At 39.4% G+C, this 18,731-nt stretch carries 20 protein-coding genes; 2 read left to right on the top strand and 18 right to left on the bottom strand.

Annotated elements, in window-relative coordinates; genetic code table 11:
- Positions 1 to 389 precede the first annotated feature (389 nt).
- From HNQ80_RS23095 to HNQ80_RS23030, 14 genes are all read right to left on the bottom strand, one after another.
- Entirely contained in the window at positions 390 to 905 is a 516-nt protein-coding gene (locus HNQ80_RS23095) for an ECF transporter S component (RefSeq protein WP_184313145.1), read from the bottom strand.
- A 272-nt stretch (positions 906 to 1,177) separates the two neighbouring features.
- On the bottom strand, positions 1,178 to 2,338 hold the full coding sequence (locus HNQ80_RS23090; protein WP_184313143.1) for a pyridoxal phosphate-dependent aminotransferase: 1,161 nt from the start codon (positions 2,336 to 2,338) through the stop codon (positions 1,178 to 1,180).
- Between the two features lie 115 nt (positions 2,339 to 2,453).
- Positions 2,454 to 3,179, bottom strand: coding sequence for an amino acid ABC transporter ATP-binding protein (locus tag HNQ80_RS23085; RefSeq protein ID WP_184313141.1), 726 nt, complete (start codon positions 3,177 to 3,179; stop codon positions 2,454 to 2,456).
- Positions 3,163 to 3,819, bottom strand: a complete 657-nt coding sequence (locus HNQ80_RS23080) for an amino acid ABC transporter permease (protein ID WP_243183517.1) — start codon at positions 3,817 to 3,819, stop codon at positions 3,163 to 3,165. The genes HNQ80_RS23085 and HNQ80_RS23080 overlap by 17 nt, the downstream gene beginning before the upstream one ends.
- Before the next feature lie 117 nt (positions 3,820 to 3,936).
- A complete protein-coding gene (locus HNQ80_RS23075; RefSeq protein WP_184313137.1) occupies positions 3,937 to 4,782 on the bottom strand; it encodes a transporter substrate-binding domain-containing protein in 846 nt (281 codons plus the stop codon).
- A gap of 165 nt (positions 4,783 to 4,947) precedes the next feature.
- Positions 4,948 to 6,237: a lactate racemase domain-containing protein gene (locus HNQ80_RS23070; protein ID WP_184313135.1), complete on the bottom strand. Its 1,290-nt coding sequence runs from the start codon at positions 6,235 to 6,237 to the stop codon at positions 4,948 to 4,950.
- A 169-nt stretch (positions 6,238 to 6,406) separates the two neighbouring features.
- Complete coding sequence (locus tag HNQ80_RS23065) at positions 6,407 to 7,132, bottom strand: DUF5714 domain-containing protein (protein ID WP_408626364.1); 726 nt, start codon at positions 7,130 to 7,132, stop codon at positions 6,407 to 6,409.
- A gap of 96 nt (positions 7,133 to 7,228) precedes the next feature.
- A complete protein-coding gene (locus HNQ80_RS23060; RefSeq protein ID WP_184313131.1) occupies positions 7,229 to 8,104 on the bottom strand; it encodes a uroporphyrinogen decarboxylase family protein in 876 nt (291 codons plus the stop codon).
- 4 nt (positions 8,105 to 8,108) lie between these two features.
- Positions 8,109 to 8,942: a putative manganese transporter gene (locus HNQ80_RS23055; RefSeq protein WP_184313129.1), complete on the bottom strand. Its 834-nt coding sequence runs from the start codon at positions 8,940 to 8,942 to the stop codon at positions 8,109 to 8,111.
- On the bottom strand, positions 8,927 to 9,871 hold the full coding sequence (locus tag HNQ80_RS23050) for a CobW family GTP-binding protein (protein WP_184313127.1): 945 nt from the start codon (positions 9,869 to 9,871) through the stop codon (positions 8,927 to 8,929). The genes HNQ80_RS23055 and HNQ80_RS23050 overlap by 16 nt, the downstream gene beginning before the upstream one ends.
- A 12-nt stretch (positions 9,872 to 9,883) precedes the next feature.
- Positions 9,884 to 11,611 carry an ASKHA domain-containing protein gene (locus tag HNQ80_RS23045; protein WP_184313125.1) on the bottom strand — a complete coding sequence of 576 codons (1,728 nt, stop codon included), beginning with the start codon at positions 11,609 to 11,611 and terminating at the stop codon, positions 9,884 to 9,886.
- Between the two features lie 6 nt (positions 11,612 to 11,617).
- Positions 11,618 to 12,616, bottom strand: a complete 999-nt coding sequence (locus HNQ80_RS23040) for a uroporphyrinogen decarboxylase family protein (RefSeq protein WP_184313123.1) — start codon at positions 12,614 to 12,616, stop codon at positions 11,618 to 11,620.
- A 1-nt stretch (position 12,617) separates the two neighbouring features.
- Positions 12,618 to 13,673 (bottom strand): uroporphyrinogen decarboxylase family protein, encoded by a 1,056-nt coding sequence (locus HNQ80_RS23035; RefSeq protein ID WP_184313121.1) that lies wholly within the window; start codon positions 13,671 to 13,673, stop codon positions 12,618 to 12,620.
- A gap of 2 nt (positions 13,674 to 13,675) precedes the next feature.
- Positions 13,676 to 14,323: a corrinoid protein gene (locus tag HNQ80_RS23030; RefSeq protein ID WP_184313119.1), complete on the bottom strand. Its 648-nt coding sequence runs from the start codon at positions 14,321 to 14,323 to the stop codon at positions 13,676 to 13,678.
- 320 nt (positions 14,324 to 14,643) lie between these two features.
- On the opposite strand from HNQ80_RS23030, the gene HNQ80_RS23025 reads away from it, so the two are divergent.
- Positions 14,644 to 15,906 (top strand): GGDEF domain-containing response regulator, encoded by a 1,263-nt coding sequence (locus HNQ80_RS23025; RefSeq protein ID WP_184313117.1) that lies wholly within the window; start codon positions 14,644 to 14,646, stop codon positions 15,904 to 15,906.
- 156 nt (positions 15,907 to 16,062) lie between these two features.
- Positions 16,063 to 17,073 carry a LysM peptidoglycan-binding domain-containing protein gene (locus tag HNQ80_RS23020; protein ID WP_184313115.1) on the top strand — a complete coding sequence of 337 codons (1,011 nt, stop codon included), beginning with the start codon at positions 16,063 to 16,065 and terminating at the stop codon, positions 17,071 to 17,073.
- Positions 17,074 to 17,246: 173 nt separating this feature from the next.
- Here the strand turns inward: HNQ80_RS23020 and HNQ80_RS23015 are convergent, their stop codons facing one another.
- The 4 genes from HNQ80_RS23015 to rpsF all read right to left on the bottom strand — a co-directional run bounded on the left by HNQ80_RS23015 (position 17,247) and on the right by rpsF (position 18,652).
- Positions 17,247 to 17,540, bottom strand: a complete 294-nt coding sequence (locus HNQ80_RS23015; protein ID WP_184313113.1) for a hypothetical protein — start codon at positions 17,538 to 17,540, stop codon at positions 17,247 to 17,249.
- 148 nt (positions 17,541 to 17,688) lie between these two features.
- Positions 17,689 to 17,916 (bottom strand): 30S ribosomal protein S18, encoded by a 228-nt coding sequence (gene rpsR, locus HNQ80_RS23010; RefSeq protein WP_184313151.1) that lies wholly within the window; start codon positions 17,914 to 17,916, stop codon positions 17,689 to 17,691.
- Positions 17,917 to 17,936: 20 nt separating this feature from the next.
- Complete coding sequence (locus HNQ80_RS23005; protein ID WP_184313111.1) at positions 17,937 to 18,344, bottom strand: single-stranded DNA-binding protein; 408 nt, start codon at positions 18,342 to 18,344, stop codon at positions 17,937 to 17,939.
- 20 nt (positions 18,345 to 18,364) lie between these two features.
- Positions 18,365 to 18,652: a 30S ribosomal protein S6 gene (gene rpsF / locus HNQ80_RS23000; RefSeq protein ID WP_184313109.1), complete on the bottom strand. Its 288-nt coding sequence runs from the start codon at positions 18,650 to 18,652 to the stop codon at positions 18,365 to 18,367.
- Positions 18,653 to 18,731: the final 79 nt, after the last annotated feature.

The raw sequence follows: 18,731 nt of genomic DNA, 5'->3' as shown, positions 1-18,731 counted from the left end.
TGATCATAAGTTTTTTTCTTACCCATAAGGACACCTCCATCTTACTTTTATTATACTAGCTTTGATGTGTGTCCATCAAATTGGGTAAAGGTCAAATCAGCTTATTAAAACAGGTAATTTTGTTATGATAAATATAAAAAATATATGCTATGTATATATCTATAAATAAAAAAATCTAGAAGTTTATAAAAGGAGGTTATTTTTTTCTGCTGATAGTTAAAGCTTTTAAGAACCGGGGTTTTTGCTGCACAAAAAGAGCTATGAAGTTTTTTACTTCATAGCTTCTATAATTTCAACTATCAGATCACGAGTAGCATTAAATCTCCAGCCTAAAGTATAGTTACTTCCAAAACTTAACCAGATAGCCTTTGTTTTTTATTTGCGTCCCTCTATAACTTCATTTGATTCTCTTTATTTAGATAATTGTGAAGGAACGGTACAACCGCTAAGGCGATCACTCCGCCTCCTAAGGCCGTAAATAGTTGAGTAATCCCAAAGGTTATCGCTACCTTTTCCCACAAAGGACCTGGCAGCATACTGATTAGTATCCATTTTACAGCAGCCCATAGCACCAGAAACTTTCCTGCTGCTGCCAGAATTATGGCCATATATTTATTTCGGTTCTGTATATAACCATAAACTAGCACCAATGCAGCATTGGCTCCAATGATAAAAGGAATCACTGGTGCCATGGGTGTTTTCATAATTCCTACCATTAAGGCTACAATCGGCGTAATACACCCAATCATCATCGCCGGTACAACCCCTACAGTGCTGGCTGAAATCAAAAGCATGGCATTTATAGCCGTTCCTGTTATCAATTGAGGCAATGTCATCAATTGAATCGCTAAGGTTAATGCTAATAAAATACCTATCCTAGTTATTTTTTGTGTTCCTTGATTCATATCAACCCTTCTTTCTCTCTCATTTTTATCAAAAGTATACCCATCCCTTATCCAGTACAAACATATGTCCGTAACGCAAATGGGAAATTTTACAAGATTCCTATATTTCACCATGTCATATATTTAAAGCTGCTTCTTAAATTTCTACACAGATCTCCCATTATCCTTCCAAGTCTAAATATAATGGTCAGTCCTAACAACAAGAAAAATCCTTCTCTATTTTTCCTAAGAGAAGGATTTTCTTTATATCATTAGAGGAGGAATTTTCTTTATCATGCAAAAATCTTCATTTTCTCTATGCGATCAAATGCCTCTTTTAATTTCTCTACACCTACCGTACAGGCAATCCTCACATAACCTTCGCCGCATTGTCCAAAGGCATTTCCTGGAATCACCAGCACATGTGCCTCTTCCAGGAGCTTCTTGCTAACCTCTTCAGAGCTAAACCCAGTTTTCTTGATATTTACAAAAAGATAGAAGCTTCCTTGAGGTGCTATCATCGACATATTTGGAATCCCATTGATGCGATCATAAGCATAATATACCCTTTTCTTATACTCTTTAATCATCTCCGGTTGGATTTTTTCCCGATTTCTTATGGCATGGACTGCCGCTCTTTGAGATATGGATGGTGCAGAAAAACATACGCCTTCGTTAATATCTCGAATACAGGAAACTAGGAAGTCAGGACCGATCACATATCCAATTCTCCAGCCTGTCATGGCATAATCCTTAGAAAAGCTGCCTATGGTAATGGTACGATCTGTCATCCCCTCAAAGGCTGTCATGGGTTTAAATGGTTCACTAAAGGAAAAGGCTCCGTAAACATCATCACCAATAACGATAAGATCATGCTCCATGGCTACCTTTGCTACCGCCTTTAAGGTTTGATGGCTAAGACATGCTCCAGTAGGATTGTTGGGAGTATTCAGAATGATCGCCTTCGTTCTATTAGTGATCAATGATTTCATTCTTTCAATATTAATCTGAAAACCATCTTCTTCGTAGGTTTCCAGAATTACAGGTTTCCCACCTGCCAAGCCAATCTGATGATCATAGGGTGTAAAATAAGGAGCTGGAACAATGACCTCATCCCCATCATCCAAGATTGCCTCCAATACTAGATACATACCATGACAAGCACCTACGACCACCATGATGTGATTAGGGTCTACCTCATAACCATGCTGTTCTCTATAAAATTTACTGATTTCCTCCCGCAGCTCCATCTGCCCTTGGGGATCCGTATATCGGGTATGGCCTTTGTGGGCATCAGCAAAAGCACCATCAATAACCAGCTTATCAGTAATATAGTCTGGATCTCCCAAACTCAAATTGATGAGATCATCATAACGATTTACCAGGTCCGCCGTGGCGCCCATGGCCGTCGTTGTATTTTTCAAATATCTCTTTGCCAAAAATCTATGCTTCATCTTCATCCCTACTCTCTATTCAATCAGTTCTATCAAAAGCTTTCTTTATACCCTTGTAGGGGAGACAAAAAGTCTCCCCTACAAAATGAGTTAATTAAGTTAAAATATTTGAAAATTACTTTAATACCTTACCTAAGAAGTCTTGGGTCCTAGGATGCTTTGGACTGCTGAATATCTCCGTAGGGCAGCCCTGTTCAATGACTTGCCCTTCATCCATGAAGATCACCCGATTTCCTACCTCTTTGGCGAATCCCATCTCGTGAGTAACCACCACCATGGTCATTCCTTCTGCTGCCAGCTCCTTCATTACATCCAATACTTCTCCTACCATCTCTGGGTCTAAGGCAGAAGTAGGCTCATCAAAGAGCATCACATCAGGAGACATAGCTAAAGCCCTTGCAATTGCAATCCTCTGTTTTTGCCCCCCTGACAATTGATTGGGGTAATTATGGGCTTTATCTTCAAGACCAATTCTTTTCAATAGGGAAAAGGCTATCTTCTCAGCCTCGGCCTGCGTCATTTTCTTTACTTTGATTGGAGACAATGTGACATTTTCTAAAACTGTTAAATGGGGAAATAAATTAAACTGTTGAAATACCATACCCATTTTTTGTCGTTGTACATTGATGTCATTCTTAGCATCGGTAATCGAGACGCCTTCAAAGATAATCTCTCCATCTGTAGGTTGTTCCAAAAGATTGAGGCAACGGAGAAAAGTACTTTTACCTGATCCACTAGGGCCGATCACAACCACTACTTCTCCTTGCTCAATATGCTCATTGATTCCCTTTAGCACATGGAGCTTTCCAAATTTTTTATGCAAATTAGATACTTGAATCACCAGCTCTCAACCTCCTTTCTACGATTCCCAACAGCTTCGATAATGTAAAAGTAATCACAAAATAGATAGCAGCCGCGATGACTAGGGGTAAAAATGGTTTAAAGGTAATCCCTCGAAGAGTATCTGTTTTATACATTAAATCTGCAATTCCTACAATAGATACTATAGCCGATTCCTTAATCAATACGATAAACTCATTTCCTAAAGCAGGAAGGATATTTTTAAATGCTTGAGGTATAATAATGTACCTCATGGCCATGGCATGGGTCATCCCCAAAGATCTGGCCGCCTCCATTTGACCTCTATCAATGGCCAAAATACCTGCACGAATGATTTCCGCCACATAAGCAGCACTATTTAATGACACGGCGATAATTCCCAATGCCATACTCGGTAGCTCCATGCCAATCAATCGCGGTAATCCATAATACACAATATATAATTGTAATAGAAGGGGAGTTCCCCGAACCACTTCAATATAGGAGGCTGCCAAAGTGCTTATTAATTTATTTTTTGATAATTTCATTAATGCGATAATTACACCGATGACAACGCCAAAGATTACACCAAAGAATGAAAGAAAGAGAGTGACTGCCGTACCTGTAACAAAAAAGCTGTGGTACTTGGCAATAAATTCCATAACCACTCCTTTCACCTCCTTATCCATATTTTATTTGTTACATTTCTGTAATATTTTCTCTGGAAATAGCGAGGGCAAAAGACATAGGTCTTTTGCCGCTCTGTAATTTTTCTTTGTTTATTCTTCTTCTGCTAAAGTTGTTGCTTCCTCAATAAACTTATCAATTTTTCCTTCACTTAATAACTTATCAATTGTTTTGTTAATCGCTTCCACCAAATCTTCATTTCCCTTATTTACAGCGATCGCTACACCTTCTTCTGTTCCAAAGGATATCTCTGGCACAACTAAGTCAGAATTTTGCTTTGTATAAGCAGCTGCAACAGGATCTACCAATACGATAGCATCAATCTTTTTATTCTTTAACTCTAATACCAAGTCAGTAATTTTGCTTAAGGATTTTACTTCTGCACCTTCAATTCCTAAGGCAATGTCTTCTTGTACCGTTGACTTCTGTGCACCCACCTTTAAGCCTTTAAAATCCTCTGGTGTCTTTAACTTATCTTGATCTTCTGCTCTGATTAGTATTCTTTGTTCCGCTTGATAGTATTGTTTTGAAAAGTCTACGCTTTTCTTTCTCTCTTCTTTTGGAACCATTCCTGCAACGATAAAGTCGATATCATCTACAACCAATGCAGCCAATAAACCATCAAATTTCATATCCTTGATTTCAAGTTCTACACCAAGATCAGCAGCAATTGTTTTTGCAATTTCGATATCAAAACCTACGATTTCATCTTTCCCATTGGTAAGCTTGTGAAACTCGTATGGTGGATAGTCAGCAGAAGTTCCTAATACAAGCTTACCTTTCTTTTGAATTTCTTCAATCTTTGAAGCAGCAGCTTGCTCTGTTGGTGCAGGTGCCTTTTCCTCCGTAGCAGGCTTTTGAGAACAGCCAGTGAACGCAAATACAAATACCAATGCAAGCATTAATGCCATTATTTTTTTTGCTTTTCTTTTAAACATGTTTTCTTCCCCCTAAATTGAATATTTATTCCTTATATTGTATCATTATACACTCCGTGTTATTAAATTGCAAGTTTATTTTTATAAAAATTTTTGACTTTTTTTGCATTAAAAAGAACCTTGTCCAAGGCTCTTTTGTCACTTATAATCGTTCGAATAAATAGATTATTCATTCATTTTCGGTAATGTATTCGCACCATAGGGTATCAAATAAGTTTGCAAATCCATACCTTTTTTTGTATAAACTATCTGTAATGCCTCTTCTAGCGTGGATACAATCTGAATATTGATTTTCTCCAATGTTTTAGGAGACATCTGAGATACTAAGATTACATCATAGGCCGCTGCAATCTCTGAAATAAGGTAGCCTGTGTATCTGGCCACGGTATAATCCACCCGCAACGCCGCCTCCCGTTCCTGATTGCTATCATAGTTCACAATAATCTGCTCTACTTCATCATGGCCAAAGCCCTCTACACACTGGCTGAGCAAAATGATGCTGCCACCTTTCTTTGCAGCATTTTTTGCATTTATCAATGCTTTGGATGCTTGATACAATTCTATATCCTTTGGATATCCTCCCGCTGATGAAATGACTAAGTCAGCCTTTTTACTGATGGCAATGCCATCCATTCCTTCTACTAGCTGTTGTCCTACCTCATGTGCCTTCAAATAGTGTCCAGCCACAGCCTTTCCGATATTGCCCTGATCATCCATAATCACGTTCAAGAGGAAGGATGGCTTGACAAATTCTGCTGCTTCCACCATATCCAAATATAATGGGTTATCCAGAGCATTGCCGCATCGCACCTTTGGATTTAATCCTGTTCCTACAATGGGATTTAAAGATAGGGAATGATTGGCCATAATCGATTCATAAGCACTGATTCCAGGAAGAATGGATTTTTTGCCGCCGCCCCAGCCGGCTAAATCATGGTAAACCACAGCACCCGTCAATAGAATATGATCACAGTCCATGGCGATCTTATTTACTTTCACCGGTGTTCCAAAGCTGGTGGTTCCCACATATATCATATTGTCTTGATCTCTGCAATCATGATCGATTACTTCAAATCTTTTGCTCAGCTTTTCGCCTAATAATAGTGCATGCTCTTCCTTCGTCTGACCTCGATGGGAGCCCGTTGCGCAAAGAAAAACAATACTTTCATCTGGAATCCCAGCCTGATTTAATTCTTCTACTACATAGGGCAAATAAAAGCTCATCTTCTGCCATGCTCGGGTAATATCAGAAATCACAATACAAATTTTGTCCCCTGGTGATACAATCTCCCCTAGTCTTGGGCTTTCAATGGGATTTTGTAATGCATCCAGTATCACTTCTTCTTCATGTTTCTTTATATAATCACTTTGGCTTTTGATAACACCAAGTAGATTCTTCTCGGGTACAGATACCGATATCACTTCTGTTCCATATTTCATAGGATAAGTTTTCATACGCTTCCCCCTTCGATTTATACAGCATATACAAGGTATTTCAGATGTAATTCCCTACTTGTTTCTTAATTCTTTCTCTCTTGCTTAGTATATCATGTATATTTATACCAGTAAACGGTATAAATATTTGATTCTATAAAATAAAGCTGGTCTTCCGACCAGCTTCATTTTATACTACATGATTGAAGTAATTACATTTGGACGCTCTACACCCATGGGGATGACGATGGCTGTCGCCACAGATTATTTTCCGATCATTTGATAATTTTATTTCTAGATGCTTCGCTACCAGCTCACAGGCCAAACTGAGAGATGTTCTTAAAAAATTCTTACAGCAGCATGGACCTGCCTCATTAGCCACAGCCTCGATCACACGGGCCACCACGTGCATCGTCACAGCCGTTTCCCGATCCTTTGGACAGGCTGCTCCTAAAATCACGCTAAAGGATGCGCCAATGGCTGGCGCAATCCCGCAAATCCCCGTTAATCCACAATAGGCGCCAATGGCCTGTCTTTTTGTGCGATACAATGCTTCCTTTATCTGCTCATCACTAATCGTGATCTGACCCGTATTCCGAATGGCTGCCATGAGGGATGCCGCTGCAATCCATCCATGTTCACAGCCCAGCATAGGAATGGACACTCTTTTCATCATATATTCAGCATTTACGATGGGGTTCTTGCCCTTTACAGTCAGTGCCAGTCGCAAAATCTCATCAAACTGTTCCTTCCCATGACATTCATCACAAACATAATGATGGTTTGGGCAATATACATATCCAAGTTCTAAACCATTGCACTTCAAGCATTGAAACTCCGTACCTATTTCCAAATATACCAGTTTTTCACCACAAACCATACAATTCTCTGTACGCTCATTTTGGTATTGACCAATACCACTATGGGATGGACCTCAGCACTCTTGCTGCCCATTTCCTCTCTGCATTCCATTTTCCATCGTCTCACCTCCAAAGGGATCGATAGCAAAATCCTATTTCAAGCAAATATTCCAAACGATAGATTTTTTCATTTTAAACGGTGTCTTTTTGATACAAGCGTGACCAATGAATTGAATCCCTTGATTATCCTTCATCAATTGAAGAATAGCCTCTCCATAGGTAAGTTCTTCATTCATCTCAATAGGATGGGATTCACTAAAACCTAATTTATCAAATGCAGTAGAGGTTTTTCCACAAAGATGAACAATTCTTCCACTTAAAAATGGCTCTATTCGTTTTAAGACATTATAGGTCGTTCGCCCACTGATCTCTTGATATACCTTGGGTCCTACTATATCTAGAGATCCCACAGGATCCCCATAGGAAATTATTTTTGCACCCCGTTTTATTCCAGCAAGAATATATTCCACAATATTATCTTCGATAACCTTCATAAATTTGTCAATCAGTTCTTTGTTTTTTCGTATTCCTTTATAAAAAATCATGGGATCTATCAATGAAGATATGATTGTGAAAGGACCTTCCACATTAAGGGCCACCGTTTCATTTTCTACGCTTAACCCTTCTACTGCGTCTAGTACTTCTTTTATCCTGCCTGTATTTAAATCAATCTCTTTGATTCCCTCAAGTTCCTCAATGGCTGAAAATAAATATTGATCCACCCGAGGTCCGATCTTGTCATCTCCAAGCTTGATCTGTCCTCCTAAAGCCTCTGCTTCCACAGTGACACAGAAGGGTATCCTGACAATCTGATCCTTTTTGTATTTCTTCAATTCCTTTGCAAGGATCATCATTTGTTTTTGGTCTAAATGGGCCTCTGGAAAGCGAATACCAGTCTGTTCCATGATTGATTCTGGTATTTGCTCCAAGTTTTCACCCTCACATTTGAATGTCACCGTATATTCCATCTCATCAACCTCCAACTACAAAGATAATTTCTCCAATAGCAATGCTGATCGTTAACAGTATTAAAATAATCTTCAAGGCTTTTTTAAAAGGCAGCTCCTTTAATACGACGAGAATGCCGTATCCTGTATTGGCACATAATCCACTGATCAATGCCCCTAGCCCTACAGCACCTTGTAAATAGCCTTCCGCCAGTACCACAGATGACATACAGCTTGGGATGGCACCTATCAAAGCGGCATAAATGGGCTGCATGAATGTATTTTTTCCAAGGAGCGTACCGAGACCCTCTTCTCCGATTCTTTCAAGTCCAAGACTCAGAAGAAAAACCGTCAATAGTAGGAATAAAGATATTTTGAGGGTGTGGATGACACTATTTATGAATATATTCCGATCCTTAGCACATTTAGGACACGTGCAATCGACCCCACAACCTTTTATACGATTTCTCTTTTCCTTGATCACTGCGCTTATGATGTAGCCCACAGCAATACCAATGAGTACCTTCACAGCAATTAATTTTACAACAAATCCGATTTGGTCTGGATGGGCGCCTATAATAATGAAGGCTTCGTCAGAACTAGAAAAAAATATGGCAAAAAGCATCCCTAATGTAATATATCCATTGGCGTAGAGCTTGGCAAATCCTACTGGGATTCCACACTGGGGTATGATTCCTAAAAGTCCCCCGCCCACAATATCATACTTTGAAAGTTTATCGACGAGACGATTTTCTTTGTTAACCTTCAGCATAAAAAAATCAACAAATAGAAATAGAAGAAAAATCACAGGAACAACACGAATCGTATCTTTCATGCTATCCACTAAAATGTCAACCAATTGAATATCCCTCCCCCCTTCGCTTTCCACAAGCGTTTCAGTTCTTTCTCATCCAGCTTCATCCCGATTAAACAAAGCTTTCCACTGGATTTATGTTCCGTTTTATGAACATTGAATTGTCCGTTTGTATAACTGAAATCCAGATAGTACCCGGGGCCTTTCAGAAATCCCTTCCCCCTTAGGATCTTTCCATAGAGAGGATTCTTTAATTCGTTTAGTATCTCTTCCAAGCTTTCTACCGTATATTTAGCCGAAGTCTCTATGGCAAAGGTATCAAACTCATTTTCTCTACAAGGGCGATGGGCTGGGTGAATTAGTTCCTTGAACTCTATTGCCAAATCTCCTACCAAAAGGGCTTTTACATCCTCTAGAGACATACTCTCCCAACTGGCTGTAACAATAGGTGCCGTCTCATTCAGCTGTCTTAATGAACCTATGATTTCCTTTACTTTCTCCTCAGAAACAAATTGGCTTTTACTTAGCACCAAAGAAGATGCATGGGCAATTTGATCTTCAAAAAACTCCCCAAAAACTTCACATTGGGCTAAATAGTTCATACTATCAATCACAGTTACCAAAGAATGAATACTGCACGTTTCCTTAAAGCTGGGTTTATTTAATATTTCAATAATGTCACTTAAGATGCTGATTCCTGTGGGTTCAATAATAATGCGTTCAGGTTTAAACTCTTCAATCACCCTGGAGAGCATACCAATGAAGTCTTTTTGCATGATACAGCAAATGCATCCACTGGAAATTTCAAAGACTTCAAAGCCTTCTCTTTCTATCAAATCACCATCGATTCCAATTTCTCCAAATTCATTTTCTATTAATACAACCTTCTCATGCTCATAGGCCTTTAATAGCTTTTTAATAAGGGTTGTCTTTCCTGCTCCTAAAAAGCCCGAAACCACATCGATTTTGATCATAATCCACCTCGGTTAGAATTTTAATTCCTTAACAAAATAATTCTGAAACTCTTCCTTCATAGAAAGCTCCAATACCTCCATTTTTTCTCTGAAGGATGATAGTTTCTCCAGCATTTCTTTATTGATTAGGGCCAGTCTCGCCCCTTCTACCGATGAATTCCCTACAAAAGAGACTGTACCCATAAACCCCTTAGGTATGAGTCCGATTTCTTGAATATTCTCTGAGTTTAAATGATAGCCGAAGGCACCTGCGATGACAGCCTCTTTTACTTCTGCAATAGATACACCGATCTCTTTTAACAACATGGTAACCCCCGTGGCAATCGCTCCTTTTGCCAATTGAATCTGTCGGATATCACTTTGAGAAATATACACCGTATCGGTAATGTAGAATTTTTTATCTCGCAGTCTTCCTTCCATTCGATCTTTTATATCAGGATTGAACTTCCCATTGGAAAGGACAATTTCCTTTCTTACCAAGGACCCGGCTATATCAATAAGGCCACTTCCACAAATGCCCTTTGGCGGTAGATCGCCTATAGTGGAATAATGAATCTGATCATTCTCATCTATACAAAAAGAATCAATCGCCCCCGCTTCAGCGCGACAGCCACAGGATATGTTCATCCCCTCCAAGGCTGGTCCAGCTGCTGTCGATGTGGCGGCCATTCTTCCATTTGCTATAGCTACAATTTCTCCATTTGTTCCTATATCTATAAATATGGCTGTGTCTTTCCTCTCATCAAAGGCCGTCGCCCCAATACCTGCTAGAATATCCCCACCTACATACCCCGATGCAGATGGCAGCAAAGTGATGCGCCCACCTCTATTTATTTGAATCGACAACGCCTCTGGCTTGATATCTATCTTTTTCAAGAAAATAGGACGATAAGGTGCTTTGGAAATTGTCGTAGGATCAATCCCCCAGAATAAGTGAAGCATGGTTGTATTGCCAGCAATCATCATTTGATATACAGCATCCTTATGATACTGGTCGGCTAACAATTTCATTACAATCTCATTGATACAGTCTATCATCAATTCTTTGAGACGTTTGGAACCAGTTTCATGCTCCTTGCAATAGCTAATCCGCGTTAGTACATCTCCACCATATTGAGACTGGGGATTTAAGCAAGACACTTTATTCAATACCTCCCCTGTTTCCATATCTACAAGATAGGCAGAGATCCCCGTGGTGCCTATATCTACTGCGATGCCTAATATATCCTTTAAATCTTCCCCAATATCTATCAATCGGTTCTCGGATATGATTCCAAAAATTCTTTCACCCTGTCTTTTTTCAAGGTTTCCGATTTTTTCATACAGATCCATAAATTCAATAGGGTATCCTACGTACTCCTCGTAGGGAATCGGGCTTTTCCTGTCTATTTTAGGCAGTTCTATCCTTTGTATTGGACTGTTTGGTTCGATTTCCACAGCATATCCTCGATTAATAGTTTTCAGCTCATTTTGTCTATGGAGCAATTCTATTTCCGCGTTCCCCCTTACCTCTGCCAGACACGCCAGCCGAATTCCATCCTGCCCCATCAAAAGCTTTTGCTCTTCTGCCGATGGCGAAGATAACTCGCCCCACGCCTTCACCCTGCATTTTCCACAAACGCCAATGCAGTTGCAAGGTGTTTCCAGGGCTAGCCCAGCTCTACGAATACAATCAATTAATTTCTCTCCTATTTCTGCTTCAATAGATCTATTTTCATTGATAAAATGTATTTGTATCATCTATTTCTAAATACCTCTTTTCACAAAATCCGTCATCGTCCGCAGATTGCCCACGGGTGTCGCCATGCTTAATCCACAGGCAGGTGAAACAATATCTACGCCCGAATCAATACAATTCTGGGTGATGGATTCTATTTTTCCCTGCTCACCGGTATGAAGAAGCTGGGTGTTTATATTTCCCATCAAGCGGGTAGCCAGTTTGGACTTGGCAAAGCGCATATTTACTATGGAATCAAAACTCACCGCATCTACACCCGCGCCATTTAAACTGTCAATGATGTTATTGGCGTTTCCACAAATATGAATAATCACTGGAATATCAAACTGATGGATTGTAGCAATCATATCTTTATAGAAAGGTATCGCGAACTTTTCGAAATTCTTTGCCCCTAGGATCTCTCCTGTGGCTGTGGGGTCTGAAATGGCAATCACATCAGCTCCCGCACGAATCATTTCTACTGCATATTCCTTGGAGTAGTCATGGATGAATTGGAAAAATCGATAGATATTATCTGGATCTTTCTTGAGCATTTTTAATGCAGTAAGGGGATCTATAACCGAAGTAGCTGTACTGATATGTCCTGTAATATTTCCGATGACAGGTATTTCGTCATTTCTTAATTTCTCAATAGCTTGAATCGTAATACCCATCCGATGGGCATCTCTGGGATTCACTTTGTAGTTCTGTATAATGTCTTCAATCGAGTGATGATTGTATTTCGTTACTCTTGGCTCAACCAGTTTATCCCCTAAATCAATTTTAGCTCCTAGCGGCTCTGACTCTACTGTCATATCAAAGGGTACCCCATAATTCTCGAAACCAGTTATCTCGTGAACCGCTCTGGCTGCTTCTACCATCGCATCCAGATTTATGTTGTGATTTTCTTGTATATCCGCTAAGACCTCAGTGACGCTAGCATTCATCATTCCCCCAGGACAAATAACAGGAGGGCGGTCAACCGCCTCTCCTTTCAGCACCTTAAGAAGTCTTTCTTTTTCTGTCAAATTACTCCGCCTTCGAGTACTCATAGGCCCCGTAGCTTCTTGCTGCATCCATCATGGCATCGATATGCTCAAATGGAACCTTTGTAGGGATTTCACAACCGGAAGCCAAAATAAATCCTGGGGTGTAACCTTTCATAGTGTCCATGGCGTTTTTACACGCTTCATGAATTCTTTCTATAGGACCAAACAGCAATTCATCAGCAGGGGCAATATTACCTAACAGCACTGCTCTTCCAGCTACTTTTTCCCTAGCTACAGCTAAATCACATATGTCAATGCTGACAATATCCGTCCCTGTTTCTGTCATTTGATCTACAATTTTGTGAGTCTTTCCACAGATATGAAGAGGAATTGCCGCCCCTAATTCATGGGCATAGTCGATTAACTCTTTAATATATGGGAATGCAAACTTGGTAAACATCTTAGGACTAAAGATACTTCCAGAAGCAATAGGTTCTAGAATAATTGGGATAGCTCCTTTTGCCACAACTTCCTTGATAAAGTTCTTGCAGCTGTCGGTAGCCATTCGAAGAAGAGCATGACATAATTCTGGATTTGCATAGGTATCTCTTGCGAAATCTTCTGTTCCTCTGAGGGTAGCAGCCGTGGACACTGGTCCTGAAAAACACACAGAATTAAATATTTTATCTCCAACTTCTTTATTCAAAATATCAAGGGCTTCATAAAAAACAGGAAATTTTCCATCGTTCTTTTCTGCAACCTTAATTTTACTTAAGTCCTCTATACATTGTACCACTGGGTTTTCACAGTTTGCAGGCTCATCTTCAGAATAGACAAGTTCCTGTCCCATGGCCTCTGCAATGTAAGAACAATTAGTAAAAAGATAGTTTAAATCATAACCAAATCGCTCCATAGCTGCCATGTAAGAATCAGCCATCACTTTCCCGTCTACCTGAAATTCTTTTACTGTTTTTCCAATGAGATGGGCTGCATTACCGGTTACAATGGGCATACAAAGAATTCTATCTAGGGGTTTTCCTGTTAAGAAAGCCAACAATCTTTCCTTGGGTGTTAACATATCTTGTCTGATTTCCATTGTTATGCCCTCCTGAAAATTTCTTTTACTCTTCTTACAGCCTCGCTGGCATCCTTTGTATATAGATCCGCACCAATTCTATCTGCAAAATTTTGAGAGATTGGGCCACCACCTACAAGAATTTTATATTTATTTCTTATATTTCTTTCTGATAATCGATCAATTACTGTCTTCATTCCATCCATGGTGGTCGTCATCAATGTCGACATCCCAATAAGGTCGGCATTTACCTCTTCCGCCTTTTCAATAAACTTCTCCAGTGGCACGTCCCTTCCCAAGTCATGAACTTCCATGCCCGATGCTTCCATCATGATTCGCACAAGATTCTTTCCAATGTCATGGGTATCTCCTTCTACAACGCCCATGACCACTTTGATAGGCTCTTGCATGCTGCTTTTATCTAAGTGGGGTTTTACAATATCCAAACCTGCGTTCATCACATCAGAACAAACCAAAACTTCTGGCAAAAAATATTCTTCTTCCTCATAAAGCCTGGATACCTCGTCCATACCAGGAATTAGTCCATTTGTTATTGTTTCATATGCAGGGATATTAAGCTCCAATGTTTTTTCACATAATTCCACAACTTTTTCTTCTTCCATTTCCACTAGTGATTCACGGATTTCTTTTAATATGGTTTCTTTGTTCATTTATAACGCCCCCTATTTAATGTTCAATCTCATTATACTGTGGAATATATATGAAAACTATCACCATCCTTATTTATAGAAAAATTTCATATGTTTAAAAAATAAATAAGAATTGTCTATAAAAAGCTCATAATAAAAAGAGGAATCCTTCACCCTGCGTCGAATTTGAAAATGCTATATATTCTTACAGTTTAGAAATCTCTGGTGATCAATATATGCATGTTTTGTGCTTCTTCATTCTTTTCTTGAGTAGTACGATATATCATTGGAAAAACTAAATCTGCATTTTATAATCCTGAATAAATATTGGAGTGAATGCTATGTTTTCTGTGCTACATGTGGATAGCAATTCCTTTTATACCGAAATTGTCAAAGACCTGATAGCAAAAAATTCAATTCAATATTTGACTGCAAGGAATATAAAGGAAGCCTTTCAGACCCTTGAAAACAATAAGGTAGATTTAATCATTACAGGATTAGAATTCACCGACGGGACTGGTGATGCATTCATCTTATCCCTCTATAAGAGTGATTATAAAAAAATTCCTATCATCGTACTTTCTTCAAGGGATGATCTATCGATAAAAACCACCCTATTTGAATTAGGGGTCATCGACTTTATTCCAAAGTCATTATTTATTGAAAGGTTTATTCCATACCTGAACAACATTACTTTACTGGATTCCTTCCACAAAACATTACAGAACATAAGCATCGCTGTTTTAGATGATAACGAGCTGCAAATCCGGGTTATTAAGGATATTTTTGAATCCTATCAGATCAAAAATGTGGATTATTATCTCCACCCCCATGAGTTACTCAGCAGTAATAAACAATATGGCCTTTATCTGATTGACTTTATATTGCCCAACATATCCGGTGAACGAGTAATTTGGGAGATAAGAAGTGAAAATAAGTATGCCTTGATCATCGGCATTTCATCCATAGACAATGAAAAGATCATCTCACAGATTCTAATGTCAGGAGCTGATGATTATATCTCAAAACCTATAAATAAAGATATCTTTTTTGCTAGACTAAATGCAAACTTGCGTACCTACAGGCTCCTGCAGAAACTCAAGCAAAAAAATCTAGAACTAGAGGAAATGGCGAAATTAGATAGTTTGACAAGGCTATATAACCATCGGTACATTTATGAGCGCCTGGAAGAAGAAATCCAACGGGCTAAAAGATATAAGCATGATCTATCCATCATCATGTTTGACATTGATAATTTCAAGCAAGTAAATGATATCTATGGTCATCCTACTGGAGATGAAGTGATTGTAAAAGTAAGCAGTACTCTAAAAAACATATGTAGGTCCACAGATATACTAGGAAGATATGGAGGGGAAGAATTCTTGATCCTGCTTCCCGAAACGGGCCTAGCTGACGGGATAAAGCTGGCAGAAAGACTGCGGACTCAAATTGCAGATCTGACGTACAGTCAGGAAAGCCTAAAGGTAACCATCAGCGGTGGCGTGGCAACCCTAGGAAATCAAGGTGCTCTTGAACTTGTAAAAAAAGTAGATAATCTACTCTATGAAGCAAAGAATAGTGGACGAAATAAGATTGTATATTAAGGCTATTTTCCTACGAAAATGGTCTTTTTTATATAGTATCTTATCTCCAGCATACACCTAAAGGAACCAGAATTTCATTTTTTCCATATAATGTATTGTGCAGCTATTTCAAATGCTTCTTCGCACATGCGTACATTTTATAGAGAGGTGAAAATCATGTATTCTTATTATCGTCAACAGTGTCCTCCAGGTACCTTTGCCTATGTAATTCGACCAGGGGACACTTTTTATCATTTGGCACTGAGATATGAAACCACCGTGTCGGCCCTCATCTCAGCAAATCCGTTGGTAAACCCAAATGCCCTTCGAGTAGGTCAGTCCATCTGCATTCCCAGACAGCAGATCTTTCCTGCCTGTCCAGAGAGAAATTACTACACGATCCGCTCAGGAGATACTCTTTATGGTATTGCTAGAACCTATAACGTTTCATTGGCAGATCTGGTTGAGGCCAACCCAGGAATCAATCCCTATATGCTGATGGTTGGACAGGTCATATGTATTCCCCTGGCTACCCCGCCAACAACTTGTCCTCCAGATACAACGCCCTATGTAATTCAAGCAGGAGATACTTTCGTGAAACTGGCCCAACGGTTTAACACAGCAGTATCCGCCATTGTACGAGCGAATCCAACCCTTAATCCAACAGCCTTACTCGTCGGTCAAACAGTCTGTATCCCCAGGCCATCCCAAACGCTGCCCCCAACTAAGAACATCCCTGTAACGGTGGAGGGAACAACGGAATATCGGCAGGCCAGATTACAACGGAGCGAACAAGGATATTATATCTATGTACTAAACAACTTTAAATTCACTGGGGAAGAACCCAGGAGTGATTTATTATACTTTGCATTCGATGATCGATTTGATGTTCGCATTGAACGGATTTCTCCTGATGCAAACATCGAACAATTGCGAGAAAATGCATTGACAGAACTAAGGCTCATCGGCACACCCCATGAAATGAAAGGTGAAGAAATATTTGATCCTTTCTTCCGCAATGCCCGATTCTTCCTTCATGCTTCTAGCACCACTGTTTCTAAGAATATCATCGTGATGGAAATCGATGGCTCATTATTCCGCTTCACCATGAATCTTCCTCATACAGAAGCAGCGGAAGGTGTTGTCCCCAGCCTCTATGCCATGCTGAAAACCATTGGGATTCGATAGTACGACGAAACCACAGCAAAGGATCTTTCTTAATCTTTCATGATTCTTCGCTATACTCGGAGAGATAAAGAGTGCACCATTACAAAAAATAGAGCACCCAAAAAATATCGGGTGAACACTGTTCACCCCTACGATTTTTCTGTATCCATAATCTATGGACTTTCATATACATCTTATTCCATCTGTGGGCCATTACAAATTGAGTTTTGATAATACCCCTTTATGCCTATTTCTGTTTCATAGCTGGAAATAGAACGATGATGCAGGATCGTTACAACCTCTCCCGCTTGCTGCCACTCTCCCACCAACTCATGAAACATTTCAAAGTCCTTCTCAAACCCCTGTCCTGTATTGATCCAAACGGGCCAAACAGGTTGATCATCTTCATATATTTCTAAAAGCAATCCACTGTAGGATGTTGGATTATTTTCCATATAGTCGGCCGCAACATAGCATTCTATAGACATGAACCTTCCTCCCTCAGTCTTTTCTTTAGGTTTTCCTTTAGCAAAGTTTCTATGCCTCCATCGAGAGAGAAATTCTACATATCCTTATTATCATAACAATTTTTATTCAAAAAATATAAAGAGAAGTGATTTCTCACTTCTCCCTTGATTAGTCTTGTGTATATGGTAATAAAGCAATAACTCTTGATCTTTTAATTGCTGTAGTTAAAGCTCTTTGGTGTGTCGCACAAGTTCCGGAAATTCTTCTTGGAAGAATCTTTCCTCTTTCTGTAACGTACTTACCAAGCTTTCTGATATCTTTGTAATCTATATGTTTTGCTTTATCAGCACAGAAGTTACATACTCTCTTTTTACGAGAACGTCTCTTTTTCATCATCATCTTATTTTCCCTCCTTTTTAGAACGGAATATCATCGTCATCTTCGTCGATGGCCTGGAAGCCGTTGGTATCCATGAAGGATGAACCCTCGAAGCCGCCGCCTGAACTTGCCTTATTTCCCCACTCAAGGAATTCTACTTGATCTGCTATAACTTCTGTGGTATATCGCTTCTCACCACTTTGGGTTTCATAATTGTTGTTCTGAATTCTTCCTTGAATTGCAACCAATCTTCCTTTGGCAAGGTAGTTCGCACAGTTTTCACCTGTTTTACCGAAAACAACTACTCGGAAAAAATCCGCTTCTTTTTCCTTAGAAAATGGTCTATTCACTGCTATTGAAAAGGTGGCTACTGCTTTTCCGCTGCCTGCAGTAAAGCGAAGCTCTGGATCCCGTGCTAATCTACCGATAAGGATTACCTGATTCATGATTACACCACCTTATTTTATTACTTTGCTTCAAGATTTACGATTAAGTGTCTGATTACGTCGTCAGAAATTTTGAAGTTTCTGTCTAACTCTTTTGGTAAATCAGCACCTGCCATGAAGTTGATCAGTACGTAGTAACCATCGTTCATTTTGTTGATTTCGTAAGCTAACTTTCTGTTACCCCACTCGTCAACGCTTGTGATCTGACCATCTGTTTCGATGATAGACTTGAACTTGTTGATTAGTTCGTTTCTCTTCTCTTCTTCAAGGTTTGACTTTAATATGAACATCGTCTCATATTTTCTCATGTATTCCACCTCCCTATGGACTGATTCGGTCCTACTTTTCGTAGGACAGAGAGCATATACTCACGTCTTAGTATTATAT

This window comes from Anaerosolibacter carboniphilus (assembly GCF_014205875.1).
Taxonomy (GTDB): domain Bacteria; phylum Bacillota; class Clostridia; order Peptostreptococcales; family Thermotaleaceae; genus Anaerosolibacter; species Anaerosolibacter carboniphilus.
This window is presented reverse-complemented; position numbering and strand designations above follow the sequence as displayed.